This window comes from Bacillus sp. RC242 (assembly GCF_044908245.1).
In the GTDB taxonomy this organism is placed as follows: Bacteria; Bacillota; Bacilli; order Bacillales; family Bacillaceae_G; genus Bacillus_A; species Bacillus_A mycoides.
In genome coordinates this window covers 1-16,772 of the sequence record NZ_JBIYCZ010000028.1, presented here as the reverse complement: position 1 = coordinate 16,772, position 16,772 = coordinate 1, and the positions used below count along the sequence as shown (strand labels likewise).

Sequence of the window (16,772 nt, the reverse complement as noted above, 5' to 3'; positions counted from 1 at the left end):
TTTTTATCTTTACTATACATAGCCTATATCGTAATAACTCAAACCCTATAAAAAAAATAACATACTAATAGCAAGGGAATGCTTGTAGACTGATCTATACTGCATTCCCTTATTGTATGTATGCTATATTCTTATTCGCCTTTTTCTAACAGTAGAACCACGAATCTTGGCGAAGACATTGGTTTTTGCCCTGTCCTGGGGTCCGTCCTCGCTTTTTATTCCACGGTTCCCTTGACCACGAGCCTCCGAACCCTCAAACTCCCAAAGCTAACCCCAGCGGGCAAAAACCGCCCTTCTGGGGCCACCCCTGGCGAGTTTGCATGAGGGTTCCCCTCATCATCAAGGAACTATCGCGGCATAAACGCCAGGACTCAGTTTGTAAATCTCATAATAATTATTTTCCAAATAACCTCGCAAAAAATCCTTTTGATTCCGTAGATGCTGTTAATGATTTTGTTTCTTGTACTTCACGAATTGTTTCAAGTAACTTCTGATCCCGTTTTTCTAACTTATTATCAATATAATCTTGTTGCTTTTGTAATTGTTCAATTAACAATTTATTAAATTCTTCTTGTTTCTCACTATATTCTCTAAGTTTACTAACATCATTTTTTAATGATTTTAATTCCTCAGCTAAAATCTCTCCAGGTTTACTAACATCATTTTTTAATGATTTTAATTCCTCAGCTAAAATCTCTCCAGCTTCTTTACTAGGAACAGGCTTTATACTCTCTCCACCTGTAGCAAAATAATGTTCAATTTGTTTTATTGAATAATTCTGTTCTCGATGTAATTGCTTAACCATCTTCATTTGCTCAAGAGCTTTTTCATCAAAAATATTGTAACCTGATTCATTCTTCTCTAAAGGAATATATGTCTTTAATTCTTTCATCCAATTCCTTATAACATTTGGTGATTCATCTAAACATAATGCAACTTCTTTAACAGTCATCGCTATATAACCTGAGTTTTCTCCACCTAGGTATTCACTTTTATCCATCTTTTTACCCACCTTTAAAACCTAGATAAAAACCTTGATATTTTTAATATCAATGGTTATTTTCAAAAAAATCAACCTTGAAACCTAAATATTAAACCTAGGTTTTTACTAATTCATTCTACTAAGGTTTATATCCTCCTGTCATATAAAAATAACGGATTTTTTCATATTTCCAATTCATACTTCATTTAGCAAAGATCTTAGCCGCACTACAAAAAGTTTTCTAATAACCTTGCAACAAACCACAATCAGAATCACATTCCTATTTTTTTAACATAATAAAATTCAGTTAAAAAACAAGCCATTTCATAAAACTGGAAATTCCAAATCAAAAAAGAGAGAAGAGCATAAGGGGTTTTTGGGCCCAACTAGGGGTTGGGACTAGGCGGGGCCTAGCTTAAACGTGGGTACACGGAAATTCCCAGGATGTCCACTCACTGACGACACAAAATCCTCCAAATGTCCCCATTATGTCCCTAGATGTAGACTCAGTGAGTACACAAAGTCCCTTTGATGTCTCCATATGAGTACTCACTAAGGACATGATATTTTTAATAAATTGCAATCAAACATTACTTTAAAATACTAAAAGAAAACAATAGGCATTAAATAAATATAAATTCTTAATCTAGAATCAAATAACAACAAAATACAAAATACCATTCAGATGCTTCAGAATCTTTTTTAAAGAATATAAATCTAAAACAGTACTTATATCGTAAAAACAAAAATATACGCTTAAAAAGCAAAATAAACAGGTTTAAAAGAATGTTTTCCTTTACTTTTGGGGTTGAGGCTGGTTCGTCGTGTGGGGACGAACCCCCACGTATTACGTATCTATCAATGTGGTAAATGAAATTATTAAGCGAAGACACTAGCGGTTCGGCTCGTATAATAGCAATTCAAGCCGATGATCCCAAATAGTTGCTTTTGGATGTATCAGCTTGGTGATATCCAAACTCGAGCCGAAAAAAGTTCCGCAAGGATGTAGCAAAGCGAAAAGGGTGGAGATTTTCCTTAGCAAAGCGGAGGAAAATACGACCCGTTCCTTGCGGAACTTTTAGTCCTAATAATATATAGAGTGAGAAGGACAAGCATTTTAAAGTTTAAAAAACACTGTAATATCAATAGTTTCAAGATTTTTCGTACGTATCAGATTTGATACGTACGAAAAATAAAAAATCAAAAAAAAAGAACTAGTCAATAGTTCTTTTTAAAATAATCTATTAGGGGTCTCGCCACATGCCCATCAAGCTAAGGTTTTGAAGTACCCCCTAAATGAAAATTTTCTTTCTCTAAAGTTAGTTACTTAGAGAAGTCAACTCATTTTTTTCGTATTGGGGAAGAATGTATTTCTTAACTTGATGGGCATGTGGTGCTACCCCGTCTAATACTTTATTTTAATCAATTGTCATGTATCTTCGTGTTCTCTAATAACAAGACTAAATCTTTGTAATCGTATAACATCCCTTTATATATTCATATTTCTGTTTATCTCTTGAGGAACTTTACAACAGAACCATCTTGTCTTAACTGGAGGGAGATGAATAGATAATATTAGCCTACTTGAACTGTTGGGCGAATAATCATTTCATTTATAAAATAAAAAAGCAGCGGATTCGCTACTTTAATTGTTTATTATTCGCTCCTATTTCTTCTTCATTAAATGATTTTTGTACATCTCTTTTTAAATCTAATCCCTTATAAACAAGTTCCTTAAACTCTTTCATAGATAATAAATCCACTAATTGATCATTCAACACTTCCCATAATCCTATCAGTTCTGTATATTTAGACGTTTCCATAAAATATTCATGTGATTTTGCAGCTTCAAAGTGTCTATGGAATTCCCAATGACATTCTTCACATAAAGGAATAAGGTTTTCATAATCATTTGCTCCACCTGTTTTTAACGGAATTTTATGATGTAAGTGAACATCAACTTTTAGACATTTAAGCAGGACATTTATTTTCGTTCGTTGTGTTCGTTTGTTTTGTTTAAGTAGTGATACTTAAAAATTAATAGGAACTTTAAATGCTCCTTTCTCAAAGGTCCGGCAGTGGCATGCTTCCAATTTTTAAATCCATTCCAGTATTATCATCACTTAACAATACAAAATCCCCTCATTTATAAGCTATTCTTTTCTTTTAAATATTTCATCATGCTACAATGAATTCGTTCAGATATCAGTAAAAAGCTTACCGTCTCCTACAACGATAAGCTTCATAAAGAAAGGCGGTGACGAGTATATGAAAAATCAAACGGTTTTAGCCGTATGCGCTATTTTCACAGTAGTATTTACTGTGTTTTTCGGCACATTAAGCATTGTAGTTACTCTTCTCACCAGAGAATTTTTTTAACGTGAAGTATCTCAGGTCTCCTACAACTTGAGGTACTTTACAAACCACTTACTAATATATTATATTCACACGTCACTAATTTCAATCAACGTGTTCCTATTCACGTTTAATGTGTAATTTCTATATAACAACACTAAGCACCCGTTATGGATGCTTAGTGTTGTACATTTAGTATTTCAATAATTTCTTCAGTTGTTAAATTGTTAAGTGCTTTCTCTACCTGCTGCACCTTCCATTTACTCGTATTCCTTAAATCACGTAACTCAGGGAATAAACTGATTCCTTCCTGCTCCGCATCTTGAGTGCTCAGTATTCCTTTAATACGCCTACTACTTCCTTTTGTACTTTCTTATCATTGATAGCCGGTAATAAAATTAAATGTCTCTCCATGAAGGAATCCCCCTATTTCTGAATTTTGGTTTTTACATTCACATTAGGTACGTGAAATTTTATTATCTCATTAAACTTTTAATAATTTACGTTTCTTGTTGGCCATCTTCTCTTTTGCTGCTTCTATGTTATTGGCTACTCTCTTATGATCCTGATCAAATTGAATCATGCCATCAAACAAAACTGGAGTTACTGCTTCATCAATGTATTATTAGTAATCCACTGGCGCTCGTTCTGTCTGTTCTACTAAGTACCCATAAATATCAAAGTCTGCTATTGGTATAGACTCCTTTCCTTTCGGTTGATGAGACATTCCTACATAAGATTGAATGACTGATAGTGGTACTGCAAATACTGACTTGTCCTTGCTAAACCCAATAAAGAAGAAACAAATCGCTCCTATCTTCTCTGCTTTCTCTAGATAATCCAATTGGTTCTGTGCAATATTCTTTAAATCATATCGTGTAGAATTCGCTTCAAATGCGATAGATCGCCCTTTATACACGCCGTCATAGTCTACTGTACTTTTAGCTTCATAGAATCCATTTAGCACACGGCCACCTTTACTTTTAAAAACCTTCACAGGAGTCAGACCCTTGTTTATAAGCACCACTCCACCTCTTTGATATATTTCATTCGCTAGATTGATAAGCATTTCGAATGCCATACCACTGCTTCCTAGTCCCACTGTTACTCCTCGCTTTCTATTAAAGGGATCCAATTAAAATGTGTCTTAAAGCACAAATTTATTTTTATGTAGAAATGCTATTTTGCGAAGTTATCTGTTTTTTGAGAAAAATGTATTCTTTTAATCAAGGAAGGAAACAAAAATAAAAAATGAAAGGATGAATTGAATGTCAAAAGAACAAGTTATTCAAGCATGGAAAAACCCAGAATTACGTGAGGGAGCTACAGATTTACCTGCCCATCCAGCTGGAAAATCTGTAAAAGAATTATCTACTGAAGAGTTAGAACAAGTGCAAGGAGCTTCAGATGTACAACCGGAGACAACACCTGCGTGTGCAGTTGCATTCACAATTGGTGCAACAGTTATTTTCTCAGTTAGAAATTGTAAATAAGTTGATTCGTTAATATAAGGAGGAATTAAAATGAGTAAACAAGATCAAAAAGCACAAGAGTTATTAATTGAAGCATGGAAAGACCCTGAAATTCGTGAAAAGGCAAAGAATTTCCCTCAACATCCATCAGGAAAAGCAATTCATGAATTAACAGTTGAAGAATTAGCAGAAATTCAAGGAGCTTCAGATGTACAACCAGAAACAACACCTGCGTGTGTAACAGCTCTTACAACAGGAATTATTTTCTCTATTAAATGGTGTTAATTTGAGAAAGGGAGAAAGAATTAGAGGGTATTTTCTCCTTTTCTCTTACCCTCTTTATAACATTTCAAATCTACATGTAATTGATCTAGTAAATAAATTACAGCTAATCGTAGATTGTTTTTTAGCTCAATTACTATGTGAAAGGAAGGGATTATTATGTTAGCAAAATCTAATTTATCTATAAACGAATCCGAATTTGTAAAGGCGCTATTTGTAGAAGAAAAAAAGCAGGTTATTGATGAAAATATATTATCTAAACTTACTATAGAAGAAGTAACTGAAAGTGTTGAAAAATGGAAGAAGTCATCTTTTTTGAATAATGATGATGGATTTAATTCAAAGTTAAAAGAATTGGGATATGATATGCATTCATTTGGACGTGCCATTCAGAAAGTACCAATTTCAAATCTTCAACCATATATTAATGAAGTAAATAGTACAATCAATCTAGCGTTACTCAACGAAGGGATTAAATTGTCTGAAGGAAAAAAAGATTATGAAGGCCCTCTTGAAATGGGATTATTCATTCGTCCATTTCTCTCTTATATATCAAAAAACTTAGAAGAGATGTTAAACAAGTATTTAATTGATATTCCTTCTAACCGTGAAAAATTAAAAGAAAACCTGCTACTATCTATTGGAGAACAATTATTAAACAAAGCTGTGCGCTCAATTGTACTTGAGCTTCATGTTGCAAAATTACGTGAAGAATTATCCGGTGAAACTTCAGAAGAAAGAATGCAATCTTTTATTTATGAAAAGGCATATAAATCAGAGAACTTATTAAAGTTCTATGAAGAATATGCTGTTTTAACAAGGTTATTAATTACACGGACAGAGTTTTTTTTGAAAAATGTAGAAACAGCTTTTTCTCATTTTTCTACAGATTGGGAAGAGTTGAAAAATGTATTTAATCTAGAAGGATCACCTTTAGTAGATATTGCCCTAGGATTAGGCGATACACATCAAAAGGGAAAAACAGTAGGGAAATTTATCTTTGAATCTAACAAAATAATAATTTATAAACCCAAAACATTATCGATTTCTCTAGTATATAATCAGTTTTTAAAATGGATTGAAGAACGTATTGAGTTTCCAATGCTAAAGCCGTACACTTTATTAAGTTATGATGATCATGGTTGGGAAGAATTGGTCAACTATGAGCCATGCTCTTCAATTGAAGAAGTACAACGTTATTATACTCGTTTTGGTGTACTAGTAGGATTAATGCATATGATTCAAGGAGCGGATTTTCATTTAGAAAATGTAATTGCAAAAGGTGAATATCCATTTGTAATAGATTTAGAAACGCTATTTCATCAGTATCCAAAACTAGATTTTCCTGATACAGCAGAAATTAAATTAAAATATAAGCAATCTCATTCCGTTATTGGGACAGGATTATTACCTCTAATGATGTTCCAAAATGCAGATGGAAAAGGCTTAGATTTAAGTGCATTAAATGGAAAAGAGCAAGACCTTCCATTTAAGGTATTACGTTTGTCTAATGAAATGACAGACGAAATGAAATTTACGTTACAAGACGAAAAGTTTCAAGGGGCAAATAACCTTCCTATGCTAAATGATACAGTACTAAATGCAGAAGATTATTTAGATGAAATCTTATATGGATATCAGTCTATTTGTGCATTCCTTATGGATAATAAAGAGGTAATCCTTGCAAAAGATGGTCCACTAGAAAAATTTAAAAATGAGACAATTCGAATCGTAGCTAGAGGTACTCAACAATACTTTAATTTTATTAATGAATCAGCGCATCCTGATTATATGAGAGACGCCCTATATCTTGAACAGTTATATGATCGTTTATGGTATTATCCATACGTAGATAAACGTTTAATCCCACATGAGATTAAAGATATGTTAGAGGGGGATGTACCATTTTTTACAACAAAAACAAATTCGAGAGATTTGTATGCTAGCACAGGAGTAGTAATTGAAAATATGTTTGATACAAGTGGTTATGATCAGGTTGTGCAACGTATTCAAAATTTAACTACAGAAGAAATAGAATATCAAAAAAATTGGATTCGTGTTTCTATTAAAGGAAGTGTAAAAGAAAATGTTAACATTCAGCCCAAAAAATTTGAGGTTAATCATCAATTACCTCAAAATTTGGAGCAAATATTTATAGATGAAGCAAAGAAAATTGGAGATCAGTTATTAAAAGAGGCGGCATACTCTGATGATCGTAAAACTGCTTCTTGGTTAAGTGCTAATATTAATCCAAATAATCAATGGTTTGTTTCGCCAGCAAAACAAGGAATGTATGATGGATTGGGCGGAATCTCTTTATTTCTTCTCTATCTTGGAAACCAAACAGGAGAAAAGAAGTATCTTGATGCAGCAGAAGCAGCAATGAATTCAGCATTAAATCCTGTGATGGAATCAAAAGGGTTAGTTTCAGCTTTTTCAGGAACATATTCTTTATTATATCCTTTGGTACATTTTCAAAAATATATGCCAAATCAAAAATACATTGATAAAATTGAATCATTGAAAAATAGACTGAAAAATTCGGTGAAAGAAGATTATGTATTTGATGTATTAGGTGGATCCGCAGGGATTATACATTTACTATTAAATGCATATCAAATATCAGGTGATACAGAATTTTTAAAAATTGCTAATTTATATGGAGAGCATTTATTGATGCATGCACATCACTTTGATGAAAAACATGTTGCTTGGAAAGATCCTGTAAATCAAAAATATTTAGGTGGTTTTTCTCATGGTACCAGCGGAATTGCATGGGCGTTACTGCGGTTAAGTGATATTATTAGGGGCAGTGAATACAAAGAAATTGCATATAAAGCTTTACAGTATGATCGCTCTTTATTTGATAAGAAGCATGGCAATTGGAAAGATATTAGAGAAGAAGAAGTTAATTATTGTCATCAATGGTGCCATGGCTCTTCAGGAATCGGATTAAGTCGTATATTAATGAAGAATTTTGATGGAAGTTTACATGTTGATGATGAAATTCATCTTGCCTTAAATAATATAAAATCATATGGATTCAAAAATAATGATACGTTATGCCATGGTAATATGGGAGATACTGAACTTTTTTTACAAGCATCATTCCTATATCAAGATGATAATTTGGTAGATCAAGCAAGATATCTTGGTTATCAGGTTATAAAGCATCGTGAATTACATGGGAAGTATCAGTGTGATTCACCTATTGGAATTAACCAGCCGGGGTTATTTTTAGGGATTTCGGGGATTGGTCTACAGCTTTTACGATTATCAAATCCAGATGCTGTTCCATCTGTTTTAACATTAGAAAATATTAAATAAAAATTTATAATGATTGTAAATCAAAAGTGTATAACTGTTATTTAGGGATATGCTTTTGATTTTATTTATGTAGGGAAGGACTAGTGAAATATCTAGTTCTTTTTTTTATGGAAAAGAACCGATTTATTTGGTAATAAATAATCCAAATTTTAGGTTTTTTTGTTAAATTTATTTTTAAATCTCGAAAAAAATGAGATATTTTTTCGTATTTATTTACTACTTTTATTTAACAGAAAGAAAAATGTACAGTATTAATAAGGAGCTCAATAGGGAGGATAAGGTTATGGAATATAAAAAAGAAATTTTGAAAGTAATAAATCATATAAGAGATGACTTAAATACAATAGATTTTAGTCAAATCCAAATTGATCAAGAACAAAATAAGAAAAAATATGCCTATACGATATATAAAGAACGAGACAAAGATAGATTAGAAAAAGAGAAAAAGCCTCCTTTGATCCATATTAATACGTTAGCTCAGATTTTATATGAATCTTTTCATGATTTGGATAAAAAAAACAGTTTAATTCGTCCAGTTATTGTAATCAGTGATATATCAACTGTTACAGGTGTCAAAGACTCAGGGACTTATTTTATAAATCTAGAACATGATGAATTAGTCAAAATAAGTGATTATGCGGATATTCCTACTATTGAAGATAAGGTATCTCCTAGATTAGCAATTGGTTACATGCTGGTTTTAGAGGAATTAAAAAAGCTAGAAAAAGATACATTTACCATTCAACTAGTAAAGAATCTTCAATTTATGGTTCAGAGTATTCAACATATGCTAGCGATTCATGGGGAGTTAATAGATGTTATTAAAATTCCTGTTATAGAAAATTTATCAGAATACGATGGAGATATAGCACCAGTCTTTTTATATCAGGTGCTTGTTAATAGGAATGCTAAAGAATAGCGGGATAATGAAGGAATTGATTTTTGATATTTGAAGGAGGGAATGATATGAAAAAAGATTTAAGTACACGGGAAAAAGAGGTTGCTATTCTTGTTTCCAAAGGGATGAAAGATATAGAGATTGCAAAGACACTATATATAAGTCGAAGAAGAGTTGGAGAGTTAATAGCCTCTATTAAAGAAAAATGGGAAATAAAATCTAGGGTGGAAATTGGTATTGGTGTTTATTTTCATGGATGGATTAGATTTAAAAATAATAATGCCTCTACTAAACGGATATTCAGGATAGAGAAAAAAGTATCGCAATTACGTAGACACATTGTATTACAAAAGGAGGCGACATAATGGCAAAAGTTCCTTTTATTGAACAAATGGAGCATAGTGAATGTGGTTTAGCTTGTATTGCCATGGTATTGAAATTTTATGGCCGACATGTTTCCTTAGCAACACTTAGGGAAAAATACGGTGTTCCTAAAGGCGGTACCTCCTTATACCAATTGATGATTATAGGAAAAAATTATGATTTAGAGGTAAAAGGATTTAAAGCAGATAAACAAGCGTTACAACAGTTATCTCTACCAGCAATTATACATTGGGAAAACAAACATTACGTTGTGCTTGAAAAAATCTCTAGAAATAGCATTATCATTGTTGATCCAGCATATGGAAGATTAAAAATTCCTCATAAAGAATTTGATACGAAGTATTCGGGATATACTCTATCACTTAATCCAACAGCAAACTTTAAGAAAGAAGTAGGGCCATCACATGTGAAATTTTTCTTGGCTTTTGCACTTAGTAAACCTAACTTAGTGGTTTCTATTGTACTAGGGTCATTAATTTTACAGCTTTTTTCATTAGTAGTTCCATGGTTAACAACCTGGATTACAGATCAAGTTATTGTTCCTAAAAATGGTGAGTATATAAATGTTTTAGGTTATAGCATTTTAATGTTATTCCTAAGTTTTCAAATCTTTTCTTGGTTGAGGGGATATCTGGTTGCAAAATTACAGACAGCAATTGATAAATCACTTATGGAAAAATTTATGCATAAGTTATTCAATCTTCCTTACAATTTTTTTGAGAATAGATCTGTAGGGGAACTATTATTTCGAGCAAACTCAAATATTTATATTCGCCAAATTTTATCAACGAAAGTAATTTCATTCTTAATTGATGGGATTCTATTATTTACCTATTTATACTTCATGTTTAGATACTCAACAGATATGGGGTTATCCGTTTTAGTGGTTGGAGTATTTGTATTTCTATTATTGGTGACAAGTACTAAAATTTCAAAAAAACTCTCTGACAAGGATGTATCTGCACAATCACAAGTGCAAAGGCTACTGTCAGAAAGTATTAATGGAATTAGTGATATTAAAGTTATGGGATTAGAAAATCAAGTGTTCAAGGATTGGAAAGATCGTTTTCATACTCAGTTAAAAAATGCTGAGAAAAGGGCGATATGGATATCATCTGTGAATACAACTGCAGCTGCAATTCAATTCATTTTGCCTATTTTTTTACTTTGGTACAGCAGTAGTCAAATTTTAGCTGGAACTATGACACTAGGAGGAGTGTTAGGATTTAATGCTCTAGCAATGGCTTTTATGACACCTATCATCTCAATTGGTAGTGGTTATGGAGAACTGATTTACTTAGGGTCATATATTCAAAGGATTTATGATGTGATGCAAGCAAAATCGGAAAGAGAAGATGACGGACAGCCAAAACCACTTAATTTAAAAGGTGATATTGAATTTCAAAATGTTTCATATCAACATAACTACTTTAGTGAAAAAGCAGTAAAAGATATTTCTTTTAAAGTTAACGCGGGGGAGAAGGTTGCAATTGTTGGGGCTTCAGGCTCAGGAAAAAGTACTTTGGCAAAGTTGTTAATGGGTTTATATACTCCGACAGAAGGATCAATTCAATTTGATGGAAAAGATAGTCGGAATTTCGATATCACATCTTTAAGAAAATCTATGGGGGTTGTATTCCAAGAGGCCAGATTGTTTAACAAATCGGTTGCCGAAAATATTGAAGCGCAAAGAAAAGAGATTAGTAAACATGATGTCATTACCGCATCCCAGAAAGCAAATATATTCAGTGAGATTATGAAATTACCTCTTAAATTTGATACTACTGTTTCTGAATTTGGGGTTAACTTTTCAGGGGGACAGAGACAAAGAATTATTATTGCTCGAGCATTAGCCGCTAAGCCATCTATTTTATTATTAGACGAAGCCACTAGTGCTTTAGATACACTTTCTGAACGTATAATTGATGAGCAATTGACATGTATGTCATGTACAAGAATTGTAATTGCTCATAGATTAAGTACAGTTCAAAATGCTGACAAAATTATTGTGATGAATCAAGGAGAAATTGTAGAGATTGGTAATCATGAAGAGCTATTAGAAAAACAGGGATATTATTATGAACTGTGTAAAGCTCAGGAACTAAAGGAGGGACTGCCAGGTGAGATATCAGCGTAAACGAAGAAAAGGCTTATATTTATCCTGTATTTTATTAGGAAGTTTAATAGGGAATGCCGTTTTTTCAAATATATCGATAGTTAGTGCAAAAACAGAAGATGTGAAAACAAAACAATCTTATTTATTTGTATTTAAAGAAGGTAGTAATTTAGAAATACTTTCTAAAGATATTAAGAATAAATACAAAAATGTAAACATTGATAAAATTGATGACATTTCTGCTATGAGAATAGAAAGTGAAGACTCTAAACACTCAAAAAATATTAACAATTATATATCTAAAAAGTATAAAGAAATTCTTCAAGACTATTCACAAGAAGATGTCATTTTTACTGAGCCTTTAATTAAACCTATTGGAAATATGTTACAAAAGGGATTGTATCGAAGTACAGCATTAGAAGAGGAAGATCCTTATCAAAAGTGGGGATGGGACATTAATAAAATAACTGAAAATGGTGAAAGTTATAAAATTGAAGAAGGGAATCATGAAGTAAAAGTTGCTGTTATAGATAGTGGCTTAGACTTCAACCATCCTGATTTAAAGGAAAATATTATTGAAAAAGGAAAATCATTTCTTTCAGGAATAACAGATACTCAAGATAATCTAGGGCATGGGACAATGGTTGCTGGAACAATTGCTGCTAATGGGAAAATGAAAGGAATCGCTCCTAAAGTTGGAATTGTACCATATAAGGTTTTTGATAAAGCTGGAGCAGATTCCTTTGATGTTATTCGCGCTATTATTCAAGCAGCCCAAGATAATATGGATGTTATCAATCTTAGTTTAGGAACCTACAAATCTGTTAAAAATAAAGAAGAGCGTGCTACTTATACATCCTATATTCGTGCGATAGACTATGCAAAAAGAAAAGGAAGTGTAGTAGTAGCCTCATCTGGTACTGAAGAAAACGGATTTAATATTTCAGATCCTGTCGCATTAGCAAAACAACGAGGATTTGATCAAGATGCACAGTACCATATACCGGGAGGTTTATCGAATGTCATTACAGTATCATCTTCCAATAAAGATGATGTATTAGCGGTAAACTCTAATTACGGATCTAATATTACAATCGGAGCGCCAGGAGGAGATTTTGGTCCTCTTTGGATTAGTGAAGGTAAAGCTGATGTAAGGTATATGACAATGACAACTTATCCAACGAACTTGCCACAATCAATTGTTAGTCAATACGTTGGATTTGAAAAGGGGTATGAATTGATGGTGGGAACTAGTTTAGCGGCCCCTAAAGTGTCTGCAACAGCAGCTTTAATTATTGCGGAGTACAAAGAAAGATATGGAGTTAAGCCATCTCCAGCACAAGTTGAACATATTCTATATACAGGTGCTGAATTAAGTACAGTTGTAAGTAGACCGAATCACTTTGGACATGGAATTGTAAATGCTAAAAAGTCTTTAGATATAGTGACTCAATAAATTAAAAATTGGAGGAATTATCCCTATGAATTTTAAAAATGCACTCATACTTATTGGATGCGCTGTATTAGGAGTCTTAATCGTGTATATTGCTAAAAACTAATCAGTGATAAAAAAGGAGTTGTATAAAATGAGTCTAGAAATTCGTAATTTAAATAAATCATTTGGAGAATATCAGGCAGTAAAAAATCTAAATATTTCTCTAAGAGGAGGAGACATCCTTGGATTACTGGGGAGAAATGGAGCAGGGAAAACAACAACAATTCGAATGATTTTAGGACTTCTCAACAAAGATAGTGGAGAAATTCTCTGGGATGGTAAAAGGTTTTCAAGAAAAGAGGTTTCCATTGGTTATCTACCTGAAGAACGAGGTTTATATCCGAAAATGAATATTGTAGATCAACTCGTATATTTTGGACAATTAGAAGGTATGACTGCAACAGCAGCTAAACAGAGTACCCTAAAATGGATTGAAAAACTAGGAATGAAAGAATATATAAAGAAAAAGACCGAAGAATTATCAAAAGGGAATCAACAAAAAATTCAACTTATTGCAGCTATCTTACATAATCCAGATTTAATTATTTTAGATGAACCATTTAGTGGATTAGACCCGGTTAATGCTGAAATGTTGAAAAAGGTCGTATTAGAGCTAATTGAACAGAAAAAAACAATGATCTTTTCTAGTCATCGTATGGATAGTGTAGAAACTTTTTGCAATCAAGTATACATTATGAAAGATGGTCAAGTAGTAATATCAGGTTTGTTATCGGATATCAAAAAAAGCTATGGGTTTAAATATTTAAGAGTTCAATCTGATGGGAATGTAGCATCATTACTTAAGAAAATGGGTGTAGAGTTTCAGAGAGATGGAGAAGAATATAAAATGAAAGTTGTAGATAATCAGAAGGCACTTCAACTTATTCAATATATTGAAAAATATGAAGGAATTCGGAGCGTATCTATTAGTGAACCAACATTACATCAAATCTTTATTGAAAAGGTGGGGGATCAAAATGCAGAAGTTTTGGCTAGTATTTAAGCAAGCTTTTCTAGAACGTGTGTTATCTAAGGTATTCATTTTAACAACTTTCTTTTTAGTAATTAGCAGTATTGGGTTGGTTTCACTTCCAACTGTTATTGATAAGTTCTCAGATTCTAATAAAAAAGCAAAGGCTATATTTATATCAGGAGAAAATAGTATTCCAATTACATCTGAAGAGCTAGATAAAGGGTTAAACACTTGGGAATGGGAGATTGGAAAAGAAGAAAAGCTTTCTGATTATAATAAACAAATGCAAAATAAAGAGATTAATGGAATCTTTATTTTAACTGCTAATAAAGAAAAGCAACCTATATTAAAATATTACATGAAAAGGGAAGATCTTTCTTTAATTCAACAAATGAGATCTTTCGTTCAAATTAAAAATACACAGCAAATTACTAACCAATATCAATTATCTATAGAAGCACAGAAATCTATTATGAGCCCAATTTCAGTTGAGAAGCAAAGCTTAGAGGAGAATAAAGAAGTATCACCATTAATCATTTATCTTATCACTTTACTAACGTTTATGGCTATTATGATGTATGGTCAAGCAATTGCAACAGCAGTTGCTTCTGAAAAAGCTTCAAGGGTAATGGAAGTAATGGTAACTAAAGTTTCTCCTCTAGCTATGATTTTCGGAAAAATATTTGGAGTTGGATTGGCATGTTTATCACAATTCCTGATTTTGTTTATAGCCACAGGAGTATATTTGAAGTCTGGTTTGGTAGAAGCAAATACTTCATTAATGGGATTAGATTTAAATTTTGGATTAATTACTTTTGAACATTGTATTTTCTTCTTAGTATTCTTTATCTTAGGCTATTTTCTATATGCAACCTTATTTGCAGTATTTGGATCTATGGTGAGTAGACCAGAAGAACTATCTGGTACGACAATGCCAATTAATATTCTTTTAATGATATCTATTTTTGTAGGGATTTATGAGGTGTTACCAAATCCTAATGGGATAGTTGCAAAAATTGCATCGTATTTTCCTTTAACAGCATCGACAAATATGTTGATTCGAGTATTAAGTAGCAATGCTTCAACACTTGAAATAGGAATATCAATTATTGGGCTTATTGTAACAATGTTCTTAATTGGTTACTTTGCAGCAAAGGTTTATCCGAAAGGAATTCTTCATTTCGGTAAGAATTTGAAACTACGTCAGTTATTAAATAAACAAAACTAATTATAAGAAGGAGGAAACAATAATGAAATTTTTATTTAACAATAAAGAGAAAAAATTAAACAGAACGACTGTTGAACAATCTATGAATGCTGTGGAGCTAACAGATGAGGAAATGAAACATATCGAGGGAGCCTCTAATGATTACTACGATCATTTCTATGAAACATATATTATTCGTCAGCAAACAAATCCATTACAACAACGAATTATTTAAAAAACGATCCTGCCACCAAGCAGGATCGTTTTTATATGATTATCAAATTTTAATCTAGGGGAAAAGATGTACAGTTTGTTGTGTTAGAAAAGAAAATTTGCAATTTTGCGAGGTTAAAGTGTGTTGTGCTTTTTTTTATAGTAAAGGTAACTTCAAATAATAGATTTGTAGACATGAAGGAGGAAAAAGAAATGTCAAAAGAACAAATGATTGAGGCATTAAAAGATCCAGAGGCAAGAAAGAAATTAGGGGAAGTAGATCACCCATCAGGCAAGCCGTTAAATGAATTAACGTTAGAAGAGCTGGCTGAGGTACAGGGAGCTGGAGATGTAAGTCCAGAGACAACACCTGTTTGCGTTGCTTATACCTTTACTGCGGGAGCTACATACTTAAGTATCAAGCTTTCTTGTATATAAGTAAGTGATAGGAATGTATGTAAGTAAAAAAATATGTTAGTTCGAAAAAATAATAATTAACTAAAAGGAGGAAAAGAACATGTCAAAAGAACAAATGATTGAGGCGTTAAAAGATCCAGAGGCAAGAAAGAAATTAGGGGAAGTAGATCACCCATCAGGTAAGCCGGTAAATGAGTTAACGTTAGAGGAATTGGCTGAGGTACAGGGAGCTGGAGATGTACAACCAGAGACAACACCAGCGTGTGTCACATTAGGATTTACAGTAGGAATGTATGTAAGTAAAAAAATATGTTAGTTCGAAAAAATAATAATTAACTAAAAGGAGGAAAAGAACATGTCAAAAGAACAAATGATTGAGGCGTTAAAAGATCCAGAGGCAAGAAAGAAATTAGGAGAAGTAGATCACCCATCAGGCAAGCCGATAAATGAGTTAACGTTAGAAGAATTGGCTGAGGTACAGGGAGCTGGAGATGTACAACCAGAGACAACACCAGCGTGTGTCACATTAGGATTTACGTTAGGAATGTATGTAAGTAAAAAAATATGTTAGTTCGAAAAAATAATAATTAACTAAAAGGAGGAAAAGAACATGTCAAAAGAACAAATGATTGAGGCGTTAAAAGATCCAGA

The 16,772-nt window shown here is 32.5% G+C and carries 15 protein-coding genes and 2 pseudogenes; 13 read left to right on the top strand and 4 right to left on the bottom strand.

The annotated features are described in order from the left end of the window. Nucleotides 1–394: 394 nt before the first annotated feature. The 4 genes and pseudogenes from ABH957_RS28680 to ABH957_RS28665 form a co-directional block, all read right to left on the bottom strand. Entirely contained in the window at nucleotides 395–1,000 is a 606-nt protein-coding gene (locus tag ABH957_RS28680) for a MerR family transcriptional regulator (RefSeq protein ID WP_404512810.1), read from the bottom strand. A gap of 1,622 nt (nucleotides 1,001–2,622) precedes the next feature. Further along, a complete protein-coding gene (locus ABH957_RS28675) occupies nucleotides 2,623–2,805 on the bottom strand; it encodes a hypothetical protein (RefSeq protein WP_404512808.1) in 183 nt (60 codons plus the stop codon). Nucleotides 2,806–3,545: 740 nt separating this feature from the next. Beyond that, nucleotides 3,546–3,751 (bottom strand): annotated as a pseudogene (locus tag ABH957_RS28670) (ArpU family transcriptional regulator); the annotation flags it as partial. Between the two features lie 70 nt (nucleotides 3,752–3,821). Then, nucleotides 3,822–4,439 (bottom strand): annotated as a pseudogene (locus tag ABH957_RS28665) (Holliday junction resolvase RecU). A gap of 166 nt (nucleotides 4,440–4,605) precedes the next feature. Here ABH957_RS28665 and ABH957_RS28660 point away from each other — a divergent pair. The 13 genes from ABH957_RS28660 to ABH957_RS28600 all read left to right on the top strand — a co-directional run bounded on the left by ABH957_RS28660 (nucleotide 4,606) and on the right by ABH957_RS28600 (nucleotide 16,692). After that, nucleotides 4,606–4,830: a mersacidin family lantibiotic gene (locus tag ABH957_RS28660; RefSeq protein WP_074619582.1), complete on the top strand. Its 225-nt coding sequence runs from the start codon at nucleotides 4,606–4,608 to the stop codon at nucleotides 4,828–4,830. 30 nt (nucleotides 4,831–4,860) lie between these two features. After that, nucleotides 4,861–5,094: a mersacidin family lantibiotic gene (locus ABH957_RS28655; RefSeq protein ID WP_074619581.1), complete on the top strand. Its 234-nt coding sequence runs from the start codon at nucleotides 4,861–4,863 to the stop codon at nucleotides 5,092–5,094. Nucleotides 5,095–5,250: 156 nt separating this feature from the next. After that, nucleotides 5,251–8,418: a type 2 lanthipeptide synthetase LanM family protein gene (locus tag ABH957_RS28650; RefSeq protein WP_404512806.1), complete on the top strand. Its 3,168-nt coding sequence runs from the start codon at nucleotides 5,251–5,253 to the stop codon at nucleotides 8,416–8,418. A 283-nt stretch (nucleotides 8,419–8,701) separates the two neighbouring features. After that, entirely contained in the window at nucleotides 8,702–9,337 is a 636-nt protein-coding gene (locus ABH957_RS28645; protein ID WP_404512804.1) for a hypothetical protein, read from the top strand. Nucleotides 9,338–9,384: 47 nt separating this feature from the next. After that, on the top strand, nucleotides 9,385–9,681 hold the full coding sequence (locus ABH957_RS28640) for a response regulator transcription factor (RefSeq protein ID WP_404512802.1): 297 nt from the start codon (nucleotides 9,385–9,387) through the stop codon (nucleotides 9,679–9,681). Next, a complete protein-coding gene (locus tag ABH957_RS28635; protein ID WP_404512800.1) occupies nucleotides 9,681–11,837 on the top strand; it encodes a peptidase domain-containing ABC transporter in 2,157 nt (718 codons plus the stop codon). The genes ABH957_RS28640 and ABH957_RS28635 overlap by 1 nt, the downstream gene beginning before the upstream one ends. Further along, entirely contained in the window at nucleotides 11,821–13,272 is a 1,452-nt protein-coding gene (locus ABH957_RS28630) for a S8 family serine peptidase (protein WP_404512798.1), read from the top strand. Before ABH957_RS28635 ends, ABH957_RS28630 begins: the two co-directional genes overlap by 17 nt. 130 nt (nucleotides 13,273–13,402) lie before the next feature. Continuing rightward, on the top strand, nucleotides 13,403–14,314 hold the full coding sequence (locus tag ABH957_RS28625) for an ABC transporter ATP-binding protein (protein ID WP_404512796.1): 912 nt from the start codon (nucleotides 13,403–13,405) through the stop codon (nucleotides 14,312–14,314). Continuing rightward, on the top strand, nucleotides 14,289–15,512 hold the full coding sequence (locus ABH957_RS28620) for an ABC transporter permease (protein WP_404512794.1): 1,224 nt from the start codon (nucleotides 14,289–14,291) through the stop codon (nucleotides 15,510–15,512). Before ABH957_RS28625 ends, ABH957_RS28620 begins: the two co-directional genes overlap by 26 nt. Before the next feature lie 22 nt (nucleotides 15,513–15,534). Continuing rightward, nucleotides 15,535–15,726: a hypothetical protein gene (locus tag ABH957_RS28615; protein ID WP_404512792.1), complete on the top strand. Its 192-nt coding sequence runs from the start codon at nucleotides 15,535–15,537 to the stop codon at nucleotides 15,724–15,726. Between the two features lie 191 nt (nucleotides 15,727–15,917). After that, nucleotides 15,918–16,142 carry a mersacidin family lantibiotic gene (locus ABH957_RS28610; RefSeq protein WP_404512790.1) on the top strand — a complete coding sequence of 75 codons (225 nt, stop codon included), beginning with the start codon at nucleotides 15,918–15,920 and terminating at the stop codon, nucleotides 16,140–16,142. 79 nt (nucleotides 16,143–16,221) lie between these two features. Continuing rightward, nucleotides 16,222–16,437, top strand: coding sequence for a mersacidin family lantibiotic (locus tag ABH957_RS28605; RefSeq protein ID WP_404512788.1), 216 nt, complete (start codon nucleotides 16,222–16,224; stop codon nucleotides 16,435–16,437). A gap of 39 nt (nucleotides 16,438–16,476) precedes the next feature. After that, nucleotides 16,477–16,692, top strand: coding sequence for a mersacidin family lantibiotic (locus ABH957_RS28600; protein WP_404512786.1), 216 nt, complete (start codon nucleotides 16,477–16,479; stop codon nucleotides 16,690–16,692). Nucleotides 16,693–16,772 lie beyond the last annotated feature (80 nt).

Bases quoted from the DNA above. Each gene is read 5' to 3' on its own strand.
- ABH957_RS28640 (WP_404512802.1), top strand. From the start codon at position 9,385: ATGAAAAAAGATTTAAGTACACGGGAAAAAGAGGTTGCTATTCTTGTT.
- ABH957_RS28645 (WP_404512804.1), top strand. From the start codon at position 8,702: ATGGAATATAAAAAAGAAATTTTGAAAGTAATAAATCATATAAGAGAT.
- ABH957_RS28680 (WP_404512810.1), bottom strand. From the start codon at position 1,000: ATGGATAAAAGTGAATACCTAGGTGGAGAAAACTCAGGTTATATAGCG.
- ABH957_RS28625 (WP_404512796.1), top strand. From the start codon at position 13,403: ATGAGTCTAGAAATTCGTAATTTAAATAAATCATTTGGAGAATATCAG.
- ABH957_RS28635 (WP_404512800.1), top strand. From the start codon at position 9,681: ATGGCAAAAGTTCCTTTTATTGAACAAATGGAGCATAGTGAATGTGGT.
- ABH957_RS28600 (WP_404512786.1), top strand. From the start codon at position 16,477: ATGTCAAAAGAACAAATGATTGAGGCGTTAAAAGATCCAGAGGCAAGA.
- ABH957_RS28660 (WP_074619582.1), top strand. From the start codon at position 4,606: ATGTCAAAAGAACAAGTTATTCAAGCATGGAAAAACCCAGAATTACGT.
- ABH957_RS28650 (WP_404512806.1), top strand. From the start codon at position 5,251: ATGTTAGCAAAATCTAATTTATCTATAAACGAATCCGAATTTGTAAAG.
- ABH957_RS28655 (WP_074619581.1), top strand. From the start codon at position 4,861: ATGAGTAAACAAGATCAAAAAGCACAAGAGTTATTAATTGAAGCATGG.
- ABH957_RS28605 (WP_404512788.1), top strand. From the start codon at position 16,222: ATGTCAAAAGAACAAATGATTGAGGCGTTAAAAGATCCAGAGGCAAGA.
- ABH957_RS28615 (WP_404512792.1), top strand. From the start codon at position 15,535: ATGAAATTTTTATTTAACAATAAAGAGAAAAAATTAAACAGAACGACT.
- ABH957_RS28610 (WP_404512790.1), top strand. From the start codon at position 15,918: ATGTCAAAAGAACAAATGATTGAGGCATTAAAAGATCCAGAGGCAAGA.
- ABH957_RS28620 (WP_404512794.1), top strand. From the start codon at position 14,289: ATGCAGAAGTTTTGGCTAGTATTTAAGCAAGCTTTTCTAGAACGTGTG.
- ABH957_RS28675 (WP_404512808.1), bottom strand. From the start codon at position 2,805: ATGGAAACGTCTAAATATACAGAACTGATAGGATTATGGGAAGTGTTG.